A 16344-nucleotide genomic window follows, 5' to 3' on the forward strand; every position below is an offset into this window, starting at 1 on the left:
AGAACCATTTCGCGGTCTTCGGCCGGCACTTGGACAGTGATCGTCGGAGAGTCCGGCCGCCCTTACAAGTTCAGGCAACCGCAGCAGCGAGGGCCACCACGGCAGCGGTTGCCCGGCAAGGGTGAGGACGCTCCTCCAAACGGCTTCGTACTCGGGCCGGCCACCTGAACCACGGCATCCGTCCCTGCCCACCCACCACCCGAGGAACCCTGGAGACCCCGATCCGCGCGTCGGGCCTCAGCCATCCCCACCCAGCCACGAGCAACCGAAACCACCACTTCACCGCGACCAGACCAGCTCAGCCACCCGAAGCGAAACAGGGAGGCTAGGACAGGGTCTGTGGACAATACGTGGACAGGATCTTGAGGCATCGGTCCAGGTCAACACCGCAGATGACGGAGGGTCCCGGACGCGCCGCCCAGGGGCCAGGGAACGCGTGAGCGCGCCCGCCGTCACTCGACCAGTGGCGGTGGATTCCAGAAGTACGGCAGTTGCCTGAAGCGGCGTGGACCGGGCCAGACAGGGCCGGCCCGGCTCGCCTCCCACCTGCGACTTCCTCAATGGCCGTTGACACCGTCATGGCCGAGCTCCCACGCTGGTGGAAAGGTGGCACATTTATCCAAAAGGAGACAACCATGGCGATAAGAAGCCAGAAACGCATGCGACACCTCGTCGGCGCGTCTTGCGCTGCTGCGCTGATCGCCGGAACGGTGGGCGTGGCTGGCGCCGAGGCGGTGCCTCAGACAGCGAAGGCCACGGTGGAATCGTCGAGGGCGGCACCACAGGAGCCCTGCACGGGCTACCACTACGACGAGAACCACGTGCGGATCTGGGACCCGTCGGGCTGCACCCCGCCATGACTGGGACAACCACCACCGACCTCGCGTCGTCACCAGACCCGGTGATGTCACTGACCAGTGGGCCTCACGCTGCCAAGTGTGCCGCTCAAGGCGAGATGACAAGCCCGAGAAGCGCTTCTGAGCTGCAGCAACAGGACTTGTCGAGGGGCCTGTGCGCTGCGCGGAAGAAGCACTTGCACGGTTCCGCTACGGCGTGAGGAGCCGGTCCCCCTCGGTACTACTGAGCCGACGGCCAACCGCTGAACGCGTCGGACGCAGCTGGACGGCCGGAATCCCATCGCTTGTGGATAGCGGACTGGTCATCAGTTTCCTGGCCTGCGCCCGGCATTAGCCGTGTGGGACCGCCGCACGAGCAGGCCACCGGACAAAGATCGCGCCACGCCTGCGCGGGTCAGTCGCGCTCCGGGGAGACGTTGTCTGTGACTCGGCTCGGAACGTTGGACGGCCATAGCTGTGGTCTTCGGTGAGGGCCGCCCTTGCTCGGAGTCTGGTTCGGCGTCGCTGCGTAGATCCAGTCGAAGCCGTCATATCCGGTTGCGTCGAGGTGTTCCGCCCGGGTCAGACCGGCCCGGACCGCCACGCGTTGGGAGGCGACGTTGGCCGGCCGGACGCGGGCGATCAGCCTGTGGAGCCTGCCTGCCGGCCGCCGGGCAGCACGACGATTACCCGGCCAACGACGCGAGCCGAGCCACTAGAACGTGATTACTGACACCGACCGCGAGCTCCCGTTGGTCACGTAGACCCGGCGCCCATCCGGGGACACCGCCACCCCCGCCGGGCGGGAGCCGACGGAGACGGCGCTGCCCACCGTTCGGTTCGTAGCGGTGTCGATCACCGACACCGAACTCGAGTTGCCGTTGGCCACGTAGACCCGGCTCCCGTCCGGGGACGCCGCCACCCCCGCCGGGGTGTCGCCGACGGAGACAGGGCTGCCCACCGTGCGATTCGTCGCAGTATCGATCACCGACACCGAACGCGAGCTCCCGTTGGCCACGTAGACCCGGCGCCCATCCGGCGACACGTCCACCCCATCCGGGAAGCGGCCGACGGAGACGGGGCTGCCCACCGTGCGGTTCGTCGCAGTATCGATCACCGACATCGACGCCGAGCCCAAGTTGGTCACGTAGACCCGGCGCCCATCCGGCGACACCACCACCCCCTGCGGGAAGCGGCCGACGGAGACGGGGCTGCCGACCGTGCGGTTCGTAGCGGTGTCGATCACCGACACCGAACGCGAACTCCCGTTGGCCACGTAGACCCGGCTCCCATCCGGCGACACGTCCACCCCCTCCGGGGTGTCGCCGACGGGGATGGGGCTGCCCACCGTGCGGTTCCTCGTGGCGTCGATCACCGACACCGAACCCGAGGAGCTGTTGGTCACGTAGACCCGGCGCCCGTCCGGCGACACCGCCACCCCCTCCGGGGCGTCGCCGACGGGGATGGGGCTGCCCACAGTGCGGTTCGTAGCGGCGTCGATCACCGACACCGAACCCGAGGTGAAGTTGGCCACATAGCCCTGGCGCCCATCCGGAGACGCCGCCACCCCGTGCGGGGAGTTGCCGACCCGGATCGAGAGCACGGATGTCGGTGCGAGGGGTTCAGAACTCGGGGAGCGGCACTGTGCCAGGTAGACGCCGCCGCCCCCCGCGGCCAGCGCCGCCAACGCCACGCCCGCAATGAGCCTGGCCCGTCGGTGTCTGGGCCGCGGCGGGCGGGGCCGAGCCTCGTCACCTTCGCGCGGCAGCGGTCCTGGGGGCGGGCCGGTCAGTTCCTCCGGCTCGGCCGGCGGCTCGTGCTCGGTCGTCGGGACGGATTCCCCGGGGCGCGGCGGCTTCGAGGCGGGAGGTCGCTCGGGCGGCGGCATCACCGGAGGGAGAACCGGTTGCTGCGAAGGGAACGGTTGGGGCTGGGCGGCGATGGAGGTGAGCCGCTGGGCGGCCTCGTCGCCGTCCATCCTCTCCGCGGGGTCCTTGACCAGCAGCCCGAGGAGGACCGGGGTCAGCTCCGATGCCTGGTGCGGCGGGATGGGAGACTCGAACAGCAGGGCGCTCAGCGTGGTGAGGGCGGAGTCGCGGTCGAAGGGGCCGGTTCCCTCGAGCACGAAGTACAGGGTGGCGCCGAGTGAGAACAGGTCGGCGGCCGGCGTGGGCACCTGGCTGTGAACCCGCTCCGGGGCCATGAAGCGCGGGGTCCCGAGGATCTCCAAGGTGCCGGTCAGGCGGATCTCTCCGGAGCTCGGCTCCAGCGAGATGCCGTAGTCGGCCAGAAGCACCCGGCCACCCTCCGTGAGGTACGAGGACTGCGGGTCGGGGTGAGTCACCAGGATGTTGGCCGGTTTGACGTCCCGGTGCAGGATGCCGAGCCGGTGGCCCTCCAGCAGGGCTTGGAGGACCGCCAGCCCGATCCGGGCGACGTCGGCGGGCGGCAGCGGCCCCCGCTCGTGCACCACCGCCTCCAGGTCCATGGCGCCGGGCACGAACTCCATGACGATCCACGGCAGGCCGCCCTCCTCCACGATGTCGTGCACGGTGACGACATGGGGGTGGTTGCGCAGCCGGGCGGCGTGCCGCGCTTCGCCGCGGGCCCTCGCGATCTTGGCGCCGACCTCTCGTTCTGGGACGTCCGGCGGCAGGAGGATCTCCTTGAGCGCGACCTCGCACGCCAGTTCCTGGTCATAGGCCAGCCACACGCGCCCCATGCCGCCGACTCCAAGCCGGCGCAGGAGCCGGTAGCGCCCGGTGATCACGCGCCCGGCGGCCTCGTACGCTCCTGTCATGGCGCTCCCTCTTCCAGGATGGGCCAGCAGGGGTCCTCAGCAAGTATTGAAACGTCCCTCTCCACGTATCCCATATCGCCCGAAGATCGGCAAGTCACCCAGAACGCGCGTAGCTCGCGTATGTTCCGTGTGCACGGTGACGGGGACGACGACCCGCCCGTACGCAGACGGTGGGTGCTCCGGGCCGGACACACTCGCGCTGCTCCCTGCCGCCCGGCAACCCATACCTCCGAGGCGCTTGCACTCGTACTCACGCAGCAGGTCCTCGATACGGCGGTTGGCGACCTCCTGCCGGCCGTCGAGGCACTTCACGTACCAACTCAGCAGGACCTCCACGCTGTTGCCCGCCCGCTCGGCAACCTCAGTTGCCTCCACACGGCGCCCGGCTGTCATCCTCCGGCCCTCCAACACGGCGCCCGTCGACATCACTCGTATTCGCGGAGCAGGTCCTCGATGCGCCGATTCGCCACTTCCTGACGGCCGTCGAGACACTTGGCATACCGACTCAGCAGCACCTCAACACTGTTGCCTGCGCGCTCGGCCACCTCAGTGGCATCGACACCGGCATTGAGCCATGTCGACAGGATGGGCTGCGGCACTGTTGTTTGTCCGGCGGACGTCAGCCGCCGGCGTGCGCCAGCTGGGTGGCTACCGACTGGAACCAGGCGCCGTACGAGTGAGGTGGCGGCGGTGCCGCCTCCATGCCGAGTTCGGCGGCGGCCAGGGCGTAGTCGGATTCGTCGAGGGGGAGGGCGAGGAGTTCGTTCAGCTCACCGCAGAGCCGGGCGGAAAGCTGGGGGTGGGTGGTGGCGATGTAGTCGGCGAGGGCGGCCTCGTGGTCGGGGAACTCGTCCACGATGTCCTGGGAGAACCAGCCGCCGAGGAGCTGCGCGGCCTCCGGGAAGCGGGCGTGCCACTCCCAGTGGGTCTGCGGGGTGGTCGGGGGCGGCGGGACCTCGCCGGTCTCGACGCTCTTCTTGAGGTGGTCGGCGAGGACGAGCAGCCATTCCTGGATCGCGGCCTCGGGCAGGCCGGTGTCGGGGACGGCGTAGAACTCTCCCAGGTTCAGCCGCAGCCGGCCCGGTGGGTTTCGGCTGTACTCGCGCAGTTGGCGCTCGGCCTCGGCGATGGCCCAGGGGCGCGTGTGCCAGGTGTGGCGCAGGTACGCGTCGAGGGCAGCGCTGCGCTTCTCGGGGGTGTCGTCGGCGGGCTGCCCGAGGTAAGCGCGCAGCACCTGGTCGAGCTCGCCGAAGCGCCGGTCGTGTTGGAGGGGCTTCATGGACACGGTCGCTGGCCTCTACAGGTAGAACGGGAGGGTGGTCTGGACGACGAAGCCGTGCGGGCTGGCCGGCTCCCGGCGCAGCACGACACGGGCCGCCCGAACATCGACGGGCTCCCGCCCGGCGAGCATCATCGCCTCCAGCAACACCCGTCCGACGGGCTCCTCGCGGGACGGCCAGGCCGCCTCGATGGTGAGCCGCGCACGGGTGCCCTGTGCAAGCCAGCGGTGGATGACCTGCTCGTTGGCGGTCACGACCTGCTGGGTGGCCCACTGGGCGGTTTCCCGGTCGGGGTAGGTGGCGGAACGGGTCAGCATGAGGCCATTCTCTCGTGGGTTCAGTACTCGGGCGCGAAGGTCCAGAACAGCCCGACCTCGTCGTCGGAGACGACGACGAGACCGATGTCCTCGTTGTAGACGGTCATCGGGTGCCAGGACCGGAAGCTGGAGCTGAAGTCCGGGTGACGATTACCGGCAGCCTGTCCGACGTTGGTCCGGTACGTGGCGCCGGGCTCGAACCGGGACAGCAGGGTACGGGCCATCGTCAGCAGCTCGTCGGCACTCTCGTCGAACTCCATGAGGGATGCCGGCAGCATGCAGCCCGGCGATGCCATGGCGATCAGCTGCTCGGCGGCGGCCTCCGGGGTGATCTCATGGAGGTACCCGGTCAGCACCTCTGGCGATGGTGGCAGGAAGGGGTAGGGAGGCTCCTCCCCTCCCTGCTCCGCGTAGCCGGCCGGGCAGTCGTCCAGCACCGACCAGCCCCGCGGGTCCGCTGCCCTCCGCCCCATGATCGTCAGGACGTCGAGCCGCCAGTCGTCGCTTGTCCGCGGTCCGGTGGCGATGTACGCGAACGCGCCGTCGTACAGCTTCTCCGTGATGGTCGCCCAGGTGAGCTGGTCCACGGTCATGTGCTTCCTCAGTTCGTGCCTGGCGGCTTGTTGGACGGCATGGAGGTGACGACGGTGAACGGCGGATCGGTGTGAGGACTGTATTTGAGCCGTGTCTCGATGTAGTGGACGTCGACGGCGGTCGCGTTCATCCCCTGGTTCCTCCAGCCGATCGTGGGATCGTTGCGCAGTACGCTCCTGCCGGTGACCTCACCCTGGTTGGGTGCCTCCGCCCTGATGATGGGCCCCGGGCCGCTGGCCGGGTTTCCGGCGAGCCACGCCTCGATCTCGGCACGGTTCTTGTTCAGATTGTGCTGGGTCAACCGCTCGGCGTCCGCGTACGTCTTGAAGGACGAGGAGGCGCTGGGCACGGGCTTGCCATGCGGCCATGCCTGCGTGACACCGCCGTTCTGTTGGTCGCGCAGCCGCTGTGCGAGCTGTTCGTCGGTCTTGCCCACGTGCTTGTCGAGGGTGTGGCCGTTGTTCAGCCACTCGTTGCTCGCCAGGTCCAGGGTGTAGTTGCCGTTGACGTCCTCCTTTATCCAGCGTTGCGGGGTCTTGAACTCGTCCAGTGCCCGGGCGCCGAAGCCGTGGGCGCGGGCCACACCCGTCTCGTACTTGGGAGCGCTGAGGTGCGCCTCGTTCAGCGCGTCCATCAGGGTCTTCATCCGGGTCGTGAGGCCGTCGAGAGTGGTGGTGTAGGTGTCGACGATCCGGTTGAGCTCGGCGGTGTCCAGCTTGACGATGGTCTTGACGTCGAACTCGGCCAGCGCGCCGATTCCCTTCCCCACGCCCTTGCCGATGGTCTTCACCAAGCCGCCGACGTCCTTCATGCCGACGCCGTCCTTGAGGTTCAGGTCTTTGTCGACCATGTCCTTGAGGGCCTGCTTCATGGCCTCGACAAGCTCGTCCCAGACCTCCTGATTGAGCTTCACCGCGGCCTCGGCGTAGTCGCGGAGGATCTTGCTGATCTCCTCGGCGGTGGTGAAGAGGACGGAGAACACCGGCTGACTTCCGGTGGGACGCTTCGGCGTTCCGGGGCCGGAGTTCACCTGCTGGGCCCATTGCTGGCCGAAGCGTTGGTGCCCCCAGTCCGTGGCGCCCCAGATGGCACTGCAGAAGACGTGCATGGCGTCTTCCCAGTCGGCCTGCTGGGGGTTGGTGATGGTGCCGACCGCCATGGACAGTTCGCTGGAGACGGTGCTGAGCGTGTTGAGGGTCTCGGACCAGCTCTGGCTCAGGGAGTAGAGGTAGTGCTGCTGCGGGTAGGGGAAGACGTCCGCGACCTTGCCGAGCCGGAAGACGTTCTTGAACACCGGCTGGAGCGCGGCGCGCACGGGCGGCGAAATGTTCTCCATCAGCGAGCGGAGGATGTCGTCGCCGCCGTCGTTGTCACCCCACTTGAGGTCGGGGACGGTGCCGAGGGACGGCGGCTTGTCGATGACGTTCCCCGGGGGCGGCTTCTGCTCCGCGGTCTTGCCGGGCTTCGGGTTGGCCGCCGCGTCCGCCTTCGCGTACGCGTTGGCCGTCTCGGTGAAGCCGACGGCGACGCCGCCGATGCTGGCGACGGATTTGGCCCACACCTCCAGCCACCGGTTGGCGATCTTCTGGTACTCGACCGAGAACTCCCGGGCGTCGGTACCCGCGCCACCCGCGTCCGGGTACCTCTGGAGCCCCGTCAGCAGATCCCTGGCACCGTTCATGAGGGCCGTCTGCTGGTGGGCGACCCGGCCCGAGACGCGCCAGAGGTCGCTCGGCTTGACGTCGATGTTCCCGTTGCCGGCGGGCGGCTGCGCCGGCGTGGGTCCGGGGGTGGGTCCAGCCATCAGGCACCGCCTCCCCAGCCCTGGAGGACCGAGCGGTTGGCCGCGTCGTAGTTGAGGTGGCCGTTGACGACCACCTCGTGCAGCCAGGCCTGGGCGGCCCGTAGGTCCTGCGCGGAGCGGTCCCACTTGTCGAGCTCGTCGATGAATGCCTCGCGGGCTTCGCCGTCCCAGCTCAGTACGGCCTTCTCCGTGCGGCCGTACAGCAGGTCCAGCTTCTCGTTCAGGGTGCGGAGGATGTCCTCCAGTTCTCCCGAAAGGCGCCGGAGCGTGGCGAAGTTGACGGTGATGCGGTCGTCTTCCGACATGTCGGTGCTGTTCCCCGTGGTTCAGATGTCCAGGATGCGGCTCTGCGGCTGCGCGGACGCGGCCGCCGGGTCCGGTTCGGACCAGGCCCGCGCAGTGGCCGAGACGTCCGCGCCGTCCTGGAGCTTCCGGATGCGGCCAAGCGTGTCCAACTCCTGCTCGGTGAACCCGTCACGGCTGAGCCGCGTCGCCTCCTCCAGCAGCACGAGGATGTTCCGGATACGTACGGCGTCCTCCGCCGCACCCCGGTGCAGACTGCGGTAGGCCTTGGCCGTGGGGCCCTGCCAGCCCGCCTCGATGCTGTCGACCACGGCGTCCATCCGCCGGGTCTGCTGCTCCAGATACCGCTGCATGTCATCAAGGTCGTCGGCGAGCCTTGTCAGCCCGTCCTCCGGCACATCAAGATCGGCGTTCTGCATCCTGGCCCCCGTCCCACCACTCCACACTTTGCGAACGTGTGTTTCCACCAGCGTACTGGTGGACAGGTTTCCCGCCTTCAACCACCCCGGGCCCAGGCGGTGTTGCGACAGCAGATCTTGCTGGTTGGTGATCACGCGCGTGGGAAGTGGGGATCTGACGAACGGCCAGGGGCCGGGTTGAGCCGTTGCCGCGGGGTATCAAGCCGGGCCGTCCGGCGGTGGGGACGCGGCGGCGGTTGACAGACGGCATACGGTGGCGGACCCGGACCGGCGCCCCGTAGCGCGACGCGAACGCTACGGCCCGTGGGACGTGTCTATGACCTGTTCCGCCGCCGGCAACGGGACGGGACCTGGACGAGGTCGTGACCCAGCTCCAGGCCGAGGGTCTGCCGGGGGCGCCCTTTATGAGGTGCCCGAAGACCCCGCCGCCGGCGCTTTCGCTGAGAACGGGGTCTTCGCGTATGTGCAGCCGTATGCCGCTCGAAGCGGCCGTATGACGGACTCTGTGGACTATTCGTGGACAGGACCTTGGTGGCATCCGCCCAGGTCAGTACGCCGAAACGACGAAGACCCCAGACGTGTCCAGAGGCCTCGGAGCCAACACGTGAACGTGCCACTCGTACTCGCGTAACAGGTCCTCGCTCCGAAAGTCCTCAGCCCGTGGCTTTGGCGATGATGCGGTCCATCTCCTGCCGGCCGAAGGCCCGCAGGGTCGTGCTACGGACGTTGCCCAACCCGCCGACCTGCAGGAGCACCGCGGTGGCGGTCTCGTCGTCGGGCGCCTCCACGACGGCCACGAGGTCGTACGAACCAACGGTCCAGTAGATGCTCAGGACCTTCGCCCCGAGCTTTTGTGCCGCTGCGGCGAAGGCCTCGGCGCGCTGCGGGGTGTCCTTGTAGCCCCGGATCCCCTGATCGGTCCAGTTCAGCAGCGTGACAAACGTCGGCATGGCGATTCACCCCTATGAAGGAGACACAACACATCGTGGGTCAAATTCTGGGCGCCAAGCATGTAATGCGCATGAGAAGCACACCAGAACGAGTGATACGAGCGACCAACGACCGAACTCCGCAACCGGTGGTCAGCTCGCCGGCACGAATGAAGGCCCCGCAGCGGCCGCAGCCGGCACCCGCCGGCATCCCTTCCCGGGCCCTCCCGGCGGGAGGAAACAACACCACCCCGCGGCTATCGGGCAGCATTGGACGTGTTGGGGTCCTGGAAGTCGAAGGCTCTTTCTGCTGGTGCGCGGCAAGTGAGTCCGCCTGCGCCACAACGGCGATGCAGCGGCTCCCCGCCGACGTCACGCCACCAAGGGCCGGTCCTCAGGCGCTATGGGGGCCGGCAGCTCGGTGGAGCCCGTCAGGTAGCGGTCCGCGGCCGCCGCGGCGGACCGGCCCTCCGCGATGGCCCACACCACAAGGGACTGGCCGCGTCCCGCGTCGCCCGCTACGAAGACCCCATCGGGCGGGGTGCGCACTGTCCGGTCGGCCGGCTCCGCCCTTCCGGCCGTGAAGGCGGCGTCCCGGGCGAAGTTTCCCCGGTCGTCCAGTGTGAGCCCGAGCTGCTCCATCAGGCCGGTGGCCTTTTCGGGGCCGGAGAAGCCGAGGGCGAGCAGGACCAGCTCCGCCGGGATCACCCGCTCGGTGCCCGGCCGGGGCTTTCTGGCCTTGGGTTCCACTTCGGTCAGGTGCAGCGCACGCACATGGCCGGCAGGGCCCTCCTCGAAACGGAGGGTGGCGCTGGAGAAGATCCTCGGATCGGTGCCCTCCCGCCCCCGGGCCTCGGCATGGGCATGGGAGATCCGGTACACCTTCGGATAGATGGGCCAGGGCTCGGTTTCCAGCCGGGCCTCGCCCGGCTCCGGGTTGATGTCCAGCTGCAGCACGGAGGCCGCGCCTTGGCGCAGCACCGTGCCCAGACAGTCCGAGCCGGTGTCCCCGCCACCGACGATCACCACGTGCTTGCCCTCGGCGGTGACGGACGGCGAGGCATAGTCGCCCTCCCTGACCCGGTTGGCGAGAGTCAGGTAGTCCATGGCCTGATGGATGCCGTGCAGCTGCCGGCCGGGAACGGGGAGCTCCCGCTGCTCCGTGGCTCCGACCGCGACGACCACCGCGTCGTGACGCCTTGCGAGCTCGGCGGCGTCGATGTCGCTGCCGACGGCCACGCCCGTGCGGAATTTGGTGCCCTCGGCCCGCATCTGCTCGATGCGGCGGTCCAGGTGCCGCTTCTCCAGCTTGAACTCGGGGATGCCGTAGCGCAGCAGACCGCCGATGCGGTCGGCCCGCTCGTAGACGACGACGGTATGACCGATACGGGTCAACTGTTGAGCCGCCGCCAGTCCCGCGGGTCCGGAGCCGATGACAGCGACGGTCTTCCCGCTGAGCCGCTCCGGCGGTTTCGGTGACGCGTACCCGCGCTCCCAGATCTGGTCGGCGATGGCCTGCTCTACGTTCTTGATCGTCACTGGATCTGCATTGATCGCCAGCACGCAGGCGTCCTCGCACGGCGCCGGGCACAGCCGGCCGGTGAACTCGGGAAAGTTGTTCGTCGCGTGGAGTCGCTCGGCCGCGGCCCGCCAGTCGCCCCGCGCCGCGTACGCGTTCCACTCGGGGATGAGGTTCCCCAGCGGGCAGCCGCTGTGGCAGAACGGTATACCGCAGTCCATACAGCGCCCCGCCTGCTCGGAGACGAGCGGAAGCAGGGCCTGCCCCGCGTAGACCTCGTTCCAGTCGCGCAGCCGTTCCTCGACAGGGCGAGCCGGAACGGGCCGACGGGGGATCTTGAGGAAGCCGAATGGATCGGTCATGCGCCGCCTCCATCGCGCGCACTTGCGGTGCAATACGACGTTCTGATCAGCGTACGCCTGCTTTGTTCCGCTTTCATCGACCGGTGCGGTGCCGGTTCAGCAAGGAGCGGCATGGCGCGTCATCGGGCCGCTCACCGTGCCGGACGGTGCGAGGGCGAAGTACGCCGCGTCGCTGGTTCACCTGAGCACGGAGCTACGAGGGACGGCGCCCGGAGCCGCTGGGAGCGGAGTCTGCCGCGAAGGCGGTAGTGCCGGTCACAACCGCCGCTGCGAGCCGGCCCCCATCGCATTCGTCAAGGCGGTGCATGTGGGGCAACGGCGTCCCGACCGGGGTCCTTTGGGGACCTCAACTCGGGTGCTGCAGAGCTCCCGTACGTGATCACGGTAGGTCGCCCTGGCCCAGCCGGGGGACGGGGCTTCCCGTACGTCTCTCCCGACTTGCCGTCAGAGAGTCACCGTGTTGGCTGGGAAATAGCAGATTTCACACAGCCGAGACAGCAGACCTCTGGTCAGGGGGCTCACATGGCGCTTAACGTGCCTCAACTTCACTACCCCCGCAGTGCTCTCTCCGACTGACGTGAAAGGACTTTCATGCCCTCACGCCGTATCGCCGCGGCCACCGCCACCCTCGCGGCCGCAGCACTGGTCTCTCCGCTCCTGTTCTCCGGACCGGCCACCGCCGGAAGTGCAACGGGATCAGCCGCCCACAAGGGCGACGCGCTGGCCAGGAAGCTGGTCAAGGAGTCCACGGCCAAGGACGCCTACCGGCACCTTCAGGTGTTGCAGAAGATAGCCGACCACAACGGTGACAACCGGGTCGCGGGTTCCCAGGGGCACAAGCAGTCCGCCCAGTACGTCGAAGCCCTCATGCGGCTGGCCGGCTACAAGGTATCCAGACACGAGTTCGATTTCGTGTACACGGAGACCATCGAGGAAAGCCTCAAGGTCGTCTCGCCGACGCCGCGCGATGTACCGGTCAAGCTGATGACGTACACCGCCAGTTCGCCGGCGGGCGGGGTCACCGCGCCGCTCACCGTCGCTCCCGTCGACGCCGACGGTACGAACGGCTGCGAGGCCTCCGACTTCGCCTCGGGCACCTTCACCGGCAAGATCGCCCTGATCAAGCGCGGCGGCTGCACCTTCGCGGTCAAGCAGGCCAACGCCGCAGACGCCGGCGCGGTCGGCGCGGTGATCTACAACAACACCGAGGGCGCCCTGAACGGCACCATCGGCGACCCCACGCTCGGCAAGGTCCCGACCGGCGGTGTCGCCCGGACGGACGGCGAGGCGCTGGCGGCGGAGGCGGCCAAGGGGCCGGTCAGCGTCACGCTGGACATTCGTGAGCTGCGCGAGAACCGCAAGACGTACAACGTGGTCGCGGAGACCCGCGGCGGGGAGGCGGACAACACCGTCTTCCTCGGAGCCCACCTCGACTCGGTCGCCGCGGGCCCCGGCATCAACGACAACGGTTCCGGCTCGGCCGGCATCCTCCAGGTCGCCCTGGAGCTCGCCAAGTCCCACGCGAAGCCCAAGAACAAAGTGAAGTTCGCCTGGTGGTCGGCCGAGGAGTTCGGCCTGCTCGGGTCCGAGGCCTACGTCGCCTCGCTCACCGAGGAGCAGAAGAGGCAGATCAAGCTCTACCTGAACTTCGACATGATCGCGTCTCCGAACGCCGGCTACTTCGTGTACGACGGCGACGACTCGGACGGCGTCGGGGCGGGCCCGGGCCCCGAGGGCTCCGCCCAGATCGAGAAGGGCATCAACGGCTTCCTCGACTCCAAGAAGATCCCGCACGAGGGCACCGACTTCACCGGCCGCTCCGACTACGGACCGTTCATCGAGGTGGGCATCCCCTCCGGCGGTACGTTCACCGGCGCGGAAGGCATCAAGACCGCCGCGCAGGCGGCCAAGTTCGGCGGAACGGCGGACGTCGCGTACGACCCGAACTACCACGCCGCCGGCGACACCATCGAGAACATCGACATGAAGGCGTTCGACATCAACATCGACATCATCGGAGACGCGGTGGGTCACTACGCCTACGACCTCGGTCCGCTGTCCGTCCCGGTCGAGTCGGTTCCGACCGACGGCGACGCCGGCAGCGGCGGCGGCCTGCACGACGGCCACGGGCACGATGTGAGCGAGTAACCCCGAGCAGCACCGGAGCACAGCAGCCCCGGCCGCGGGAGGTGTCCCCCTCCCCCGGCCGGGGCTCTTGCCTGTCAGCCCGAGCTGCGCTTCTTCGCCGTCGTCGGCTTCGTGGCGGTCTTCTTCGCCGTGGTCTTCTTCGCCGTGGTCTTCGTGGCGGTCCTCTTCGCCGCCGTTGACTTCGTCGCCCCTGTGGACTTCGCGGCCGACTTCTTCGCGGTGGTCTTGTGCGCGGCGGTTTTCTTGGCCGCCGCCTTCTTCGCCGTGGACTTCTTGCCGCCCACCGACTTCGGCACCGCCGCGGCCGACTTCTTCGCCGGCTTGCGGATCGGGGTGACCTCCGCCGAGCGGCCCTCGCCCGCGTCGCGCGCCCCCTGCGCCGCGCGGACGCTCTTCTCCAGGGCCGCCATCAGGTCGATGACCTTGCCTTCGCCCTCTTCCGGCCGGGGTACGGGGAGCTCGCCGGACGCCTTCGCGGCGATCAGTTCCTCGAGCGCGGCGCGGTAGTCGTCGGTCAGGGAATCCACGTCGACCTCGCCCAGGGTGTCCATCAGGGCTTCGGCGAGGTCGAGTTCGGCGTCCCGTACGGAGACGTTCGCCTCGGGCGCGACGCCCTCGGGCTCACGGATCTCGTCGGGCCACAGCAGTCCGTGCATGGTGATCACGTCGTCGATGACGCGCAGCATGCCGAGGCGTTCCCGGCCGCGCAGCGCGAACTTGGCGATGGCGACCTTCTTGCTGCGCCGGAGGGCCTCGCGAAGGAGCGTGTACGGCTTCGCGGCCGGTGCCCCGTTCGCCGCCAGGTAGTAGGCCGTGTCCATCTGCAGCGGGTCGACCTCCGCATCAGGGAGGAAGGAGACAATCTGGATCGTCTTGGCCGTCGGGAGCGGGAGTGAGGCCAGGTCCTCGTCGGTGATCGGGATGATCGTGCCGTCCGCGTCCTCGTACCCCTTGCCGATCTCGGCAGCGGTCACTTCGCGCTCGTCGAGCTCGCACACCTTGCGGTAGCGGATCCTGCTGCCGTCAGGAGCGTGGACCTGACGGAAGGAGATCGAGTGGTTCTCGGTGGCGTTCACGAGCTTGATCGGGATGCTGACCAGGCCGAACGAGATGGACCCGTTCCAGATGGATCGCACGTTTCATCCCTTCGATCGTGATTCATCATGATTCGCTGCGATACGTGGGATTCTCATCGTATGACGCCGATCACAGAGGTGGAGGGGCGGCGCCTGGCGCTCAGCAATCTGGACAAGATCCTCTATCCGGAGAGCGGGTTCACCAAGGGCGAGGTGCTGCACTACTACGCGACGGTCGCCGAGCCGCTGCTTGCGCATCTCCGCGACCGGCCGGTGTCCTTCCTGCGTTATCCGGACGGCGTGGAGGGCCAGCGGTTCTTCTCGAAGAATCCGCCGCCGGGCACACCCTCGTGGGTGAAGGTCGCGAGCGTGCCGCGCTCCGACGCGCCGGGTGCCGAGCAGGTCATGGTGCAGGACATGGCGTCACTGATCTGGGCGGCGAACCTGGTGGTGGAGTTCCATACGCCCCAGTGGAAGGCGGACGAGCTCGCCGTCGCCGACCGCCTCATTCTGGATCTCGACCCCGGGCCGCCGGCCACGGTTGTGGAGTGCTGCGAGGTCGCCCTGTGGCTGCGCGAGCGGATGGCGGCGGACGGTCTGCAGGCGTACGCGAAGACGTCCGGGTCCAAGGGGCTGCACCTGACGGTGCCGGTGGAGCCGACGCCGTCGGACCAGGTGTCCGCGTACGCGAAGAGGCTTGCGCAGGAGGCCGAGCGGGAGCTGTCCGGGCTGGTCGTGCACAGGATGGCCAGGGCGCTGCGGCCGGGCAAGGTGTTCGTCGACTTCAGCCAGAACGCGGCGGCCAAGACCACCGCCACGCCCTACACCCTGCGGGCCCGTGCCGAGCCGACGGTGTCGACACCGGTCACCTGGGAGGAAGTGGCGGCGTGCGAGGAGCCCGGGCAGCTCGTCTTCCATGCCGGTGACATCGGCGGCCGGATGGAGCGGTACGGCGATCTGCTCAGCCCGCTCAACGACCCCGGCCAGGCCCGCCCGCTGCCATGAGCGTCCTGGAGCCCCCGCTCAAGGTGGCCCTCGCGCAGTCGGTGCACGAGATGCCGCGTGGCGCCGGCTGGGCGTACGAGCCGAAGTTCGACGGGCACCGGGTGGTCGTCTTCGCCTACGGGGAACGGGTGGTGCTTCAGGCCCGCTCCGGGCGTATCGTCACCCGCGCCTTTCCCGATCTGGCCGAGGCCGCCCGCCGGCTGCCGGCGGGCACGGTCCTCGACGGTGAGGTGGTGGTGTGGAACGAGGGCCGTACGGACTTCGCGGCGGTCCAGAAGCGGGCGGCCGCGGCCTCCGCGGGGCGGGCGGCGGCTCTGGCGCGCACGCTGCCGGCCTCGTACGCGGCGTTCGACATCCTGGCCACGGAAGGCACGGATGTGCGCAGAGTGCCGTACGAGAAGCGGCGGGGACGGCTGGTCGAAGCGCTCGACCCCCTCGGGCCGCCGCTCCAGGCGGTGCCCATGACGACGGATCCAGCGCTCGCCACCACCTGGTACGAGACCCTGCCCGCCATCGGGGTCGAGGGTCTGGTGATCAAGCGCCTCGACCAGGGGTATCCGACCGGACGCCGCGGCTGGCAGAAGCTGCGGCACACGGACACCCGCGACGCGGTCGTGGTCGGGCACACGGGCCTCGCGTCCCGGCCGTCCGCACTGGTGCTCGTCCTGCCGGGCGACGACACCCCGGTGGTCTCCAGCCCGCTGGCCCCGGCACTGCGCACGGAGGCCGGGGCGGTGCTGGCGGGCCTGCCCACCGGGAAGGGGACCGCGACGGCACTGGGCCTGGGCGAGGTCGAGTACCACTCGGTGGCTCCGGCGATGACCGTGGAGGTGAGGTACGGAACAACGGCCCGGCACGCGACAGTGACGGTACTCAGGCTGCGCACGGACATGTGACCGTCCCTCCTGGTCCTGCCCGGTCCCCCTGCCCGGTCCCCCCTGGCCCTGCCCGC

The 16344-nt window shown here is 68.9% G+C and carries 13 protein-coding genes and 1 pseudogene; 3 read left to right on the forward strand and 11 right to left on the reverse strand.

Annotation, left to right across the window (positions count from 1 at the left end; translation table 11 throughout):
• Nucleotides 1–1551: 1551 nt before the first annotated feature.
• The 10 genes and pseudogenes from AB0M62_RS21775 to AB0M62_RS21820 form a co-directional block, all read right to left on the reverse strand.
• Entirely contained in the window at nucleotides 1552–3636 is a 2085-nt protein-coding gene (locus AB0M62_RS21775) for a serine/threonine-protein kinase (RefSeq protein ID WP_366075920.1), read from the reverse strand.
• 425 nt (nucleotides 3637–4061) lie between these two features.
• Nucleotides 4062–4220 (reverse strand): annotated as a pseudogene (locus AB0M62_RS21780) (site-specific integrase); the annotation flags it as partial.
• Between the two features lie 35 nt (nucleotides 4221–4255).
• Nucleotides 4256–4921, reverse strand: a complete 666-nt coding sequence (locus AB0M62_RS21785) for a contact-dependent growth inhibition system immunity protein (RefSeq protein WP_366075921.1) — start codon at nucleotides 4919–4921, stop codon at nucleotides 4256–4258.
• Nucleotides 4922–4933: 12 nt separating this feature from the next.
• Nucleotides 4934–5233 (reverse strand): RNase A-like domain-containing protein, encoded by a 300-nt coding sequence (locus AB0M62_RS21790; protein ID WP_366075922.1) that lies wholly within the window; start codon nucleotides 5231–5233, stop codon nucleotides 4934–4936.
• A 20-nt stretch (nucleotides 5234–5253) separates the two neighbouring features.
• Nucleotides 5254–5826 (reverse strand): hypothetical protein, encoded by a 573-nt coding sequence (locus AB0M62_RS21795; protein ID WP_366075923.1) that lies wholly within the window; start codon nucleotides 5824–5826, stop codon nucleotides 5254–5256.
• Nucleotides 5827–5834: 8 nt separating this feature from the next.
• Nucleotides 5835–7631, reverse strand: coding sequence for an RNase A-like domain-containing protein (locus tag AB0M62_RS21800; RefSeq protein WP_366075924.1), 1797 nt, complete (start codon nucleotides 7629–7631; stop codon nucleotides 5835–5837).
• Nucleotides 7631–7936: a WXG100 family type VII secretion target gene (locus AB0M62_RS21805; RefSeq protein WP_366075925.1), complete on the reverse strand. Its 306-nt coding sequence runs from the start codon at nucleotides 7934–7936 to the stop codon at nucleotides 7631–7633. The genes AB0M62_RS21800 and AB0M62_RS21805 overlap by 1 nt, the downstream gene beginning before the upstream one ends.
• A 21-nt stretch (nucleotides 7937–7957) precedes the next feature.
• Nucleotides 7958–8353, reverse strand: coding sequence for a WXG100 family type VII secretion target (locus tag AB0M62_RS21810; RefSeq protein WP_366075927.1), 396 nt, complete (start codon nucleotides 8351–8353; stop codon nucleotides 7958–7960).
• A gap of 653 nt (nucleotides 8354–9006) precedes the next feature.
• On the reverse strand, nucleotides 9007–9303 hold the full coding sequence (locus AB0M62_RS21815; RefSeq protein ID WP_366075928.1) for a GYD domain-containing protein: 297 nt from the start codon (nucleotides 9301–9303) through the stop codon (nucleotides 9007–9009).
• Nucleotides 9304–9654: 351 nt separating this feature from the next.
• Complete coding sequence (locus tag AB0M62_RS21820) at nucleotides 9655–11163, reverse strand: glutamate synthase subunit beta (RefSeq protein WP_366075929.1); 1509 nt, start codon at nucleotides 11161–11163, stop codon at nucleotides 9655–9657.
• 591 nt (nucleotides 11164–11754) lie between these two features.
• Here AB0M62_RS21820 and AB0M62_RS21825 point away from each other — a divergent pair.
• Entirely contained in the window at nucleotides 11755–13311 is a 1557-nt protein-coding gene (locus AB0M62_RS21825) for a M28 family metallopeptidase (RefSeq protein WP_366075930.1), read from the forward strand.
• Between the two features lie 74 nt (nucleotides 13312–13385).
• On the opposite strand, the gene AB0M62_RS21830 is transcribed toward AB0M62_RS21825, so the two are convergent.
• The gene (locus AB0M62_RS21830) at nucleotides 13386–14447 is read right to left on the reverse strand and encodes a Ku protein (RefSeq protein ID WP_366075931.1); all 1062 of its coding nucleotides are present in this window, start codon (nucleotides 14445–14447) and stop codon (nucleotides 13386–13388) included.
• Nucleotides 14448–14507: 60 nt separating this feature from the next.
• On the opposite strand from AB0M62_RS21830, the gene ligD reads away from it, so the two are divergent.
• Nucleotides 14508–15392: a non-homologous end-joining DNA ligase gene (ligD, locus tag AB0M62_RS21835; protein WP_366075932.1), complete on the forward strand. Its 885-nt coding sequence runs from the start codon at nucleotides 14508–14510 to the stop codon at nucleotides 15390–15392.
• Nucleotides 15389–16288 (forward strand): ATP-dependent DNA ligase, encoded by a 900-nt coding sequence (locus tag AB0M62_RS21840; RefSeq protein WP_366075933.1) that lies wholly within the window; start codon nucleotides 15389–15391, stop codon nucleotides 16286–16288. Before ligD ends, AB0M62_RS21840 begins: the two co-directional genes overlap by 4 nt.
• Nucleotides 16289–16344: the final 56 nt, after the last annotated feature.

The organism is Streptomyces sp. NPDC051219 (genome assembly GCF_040682335.1).
GTDB lineage: Bacteria > Actinomycetota > Actinomycetes > Streptomycetales > Streptomycetaceae > Streptomyces.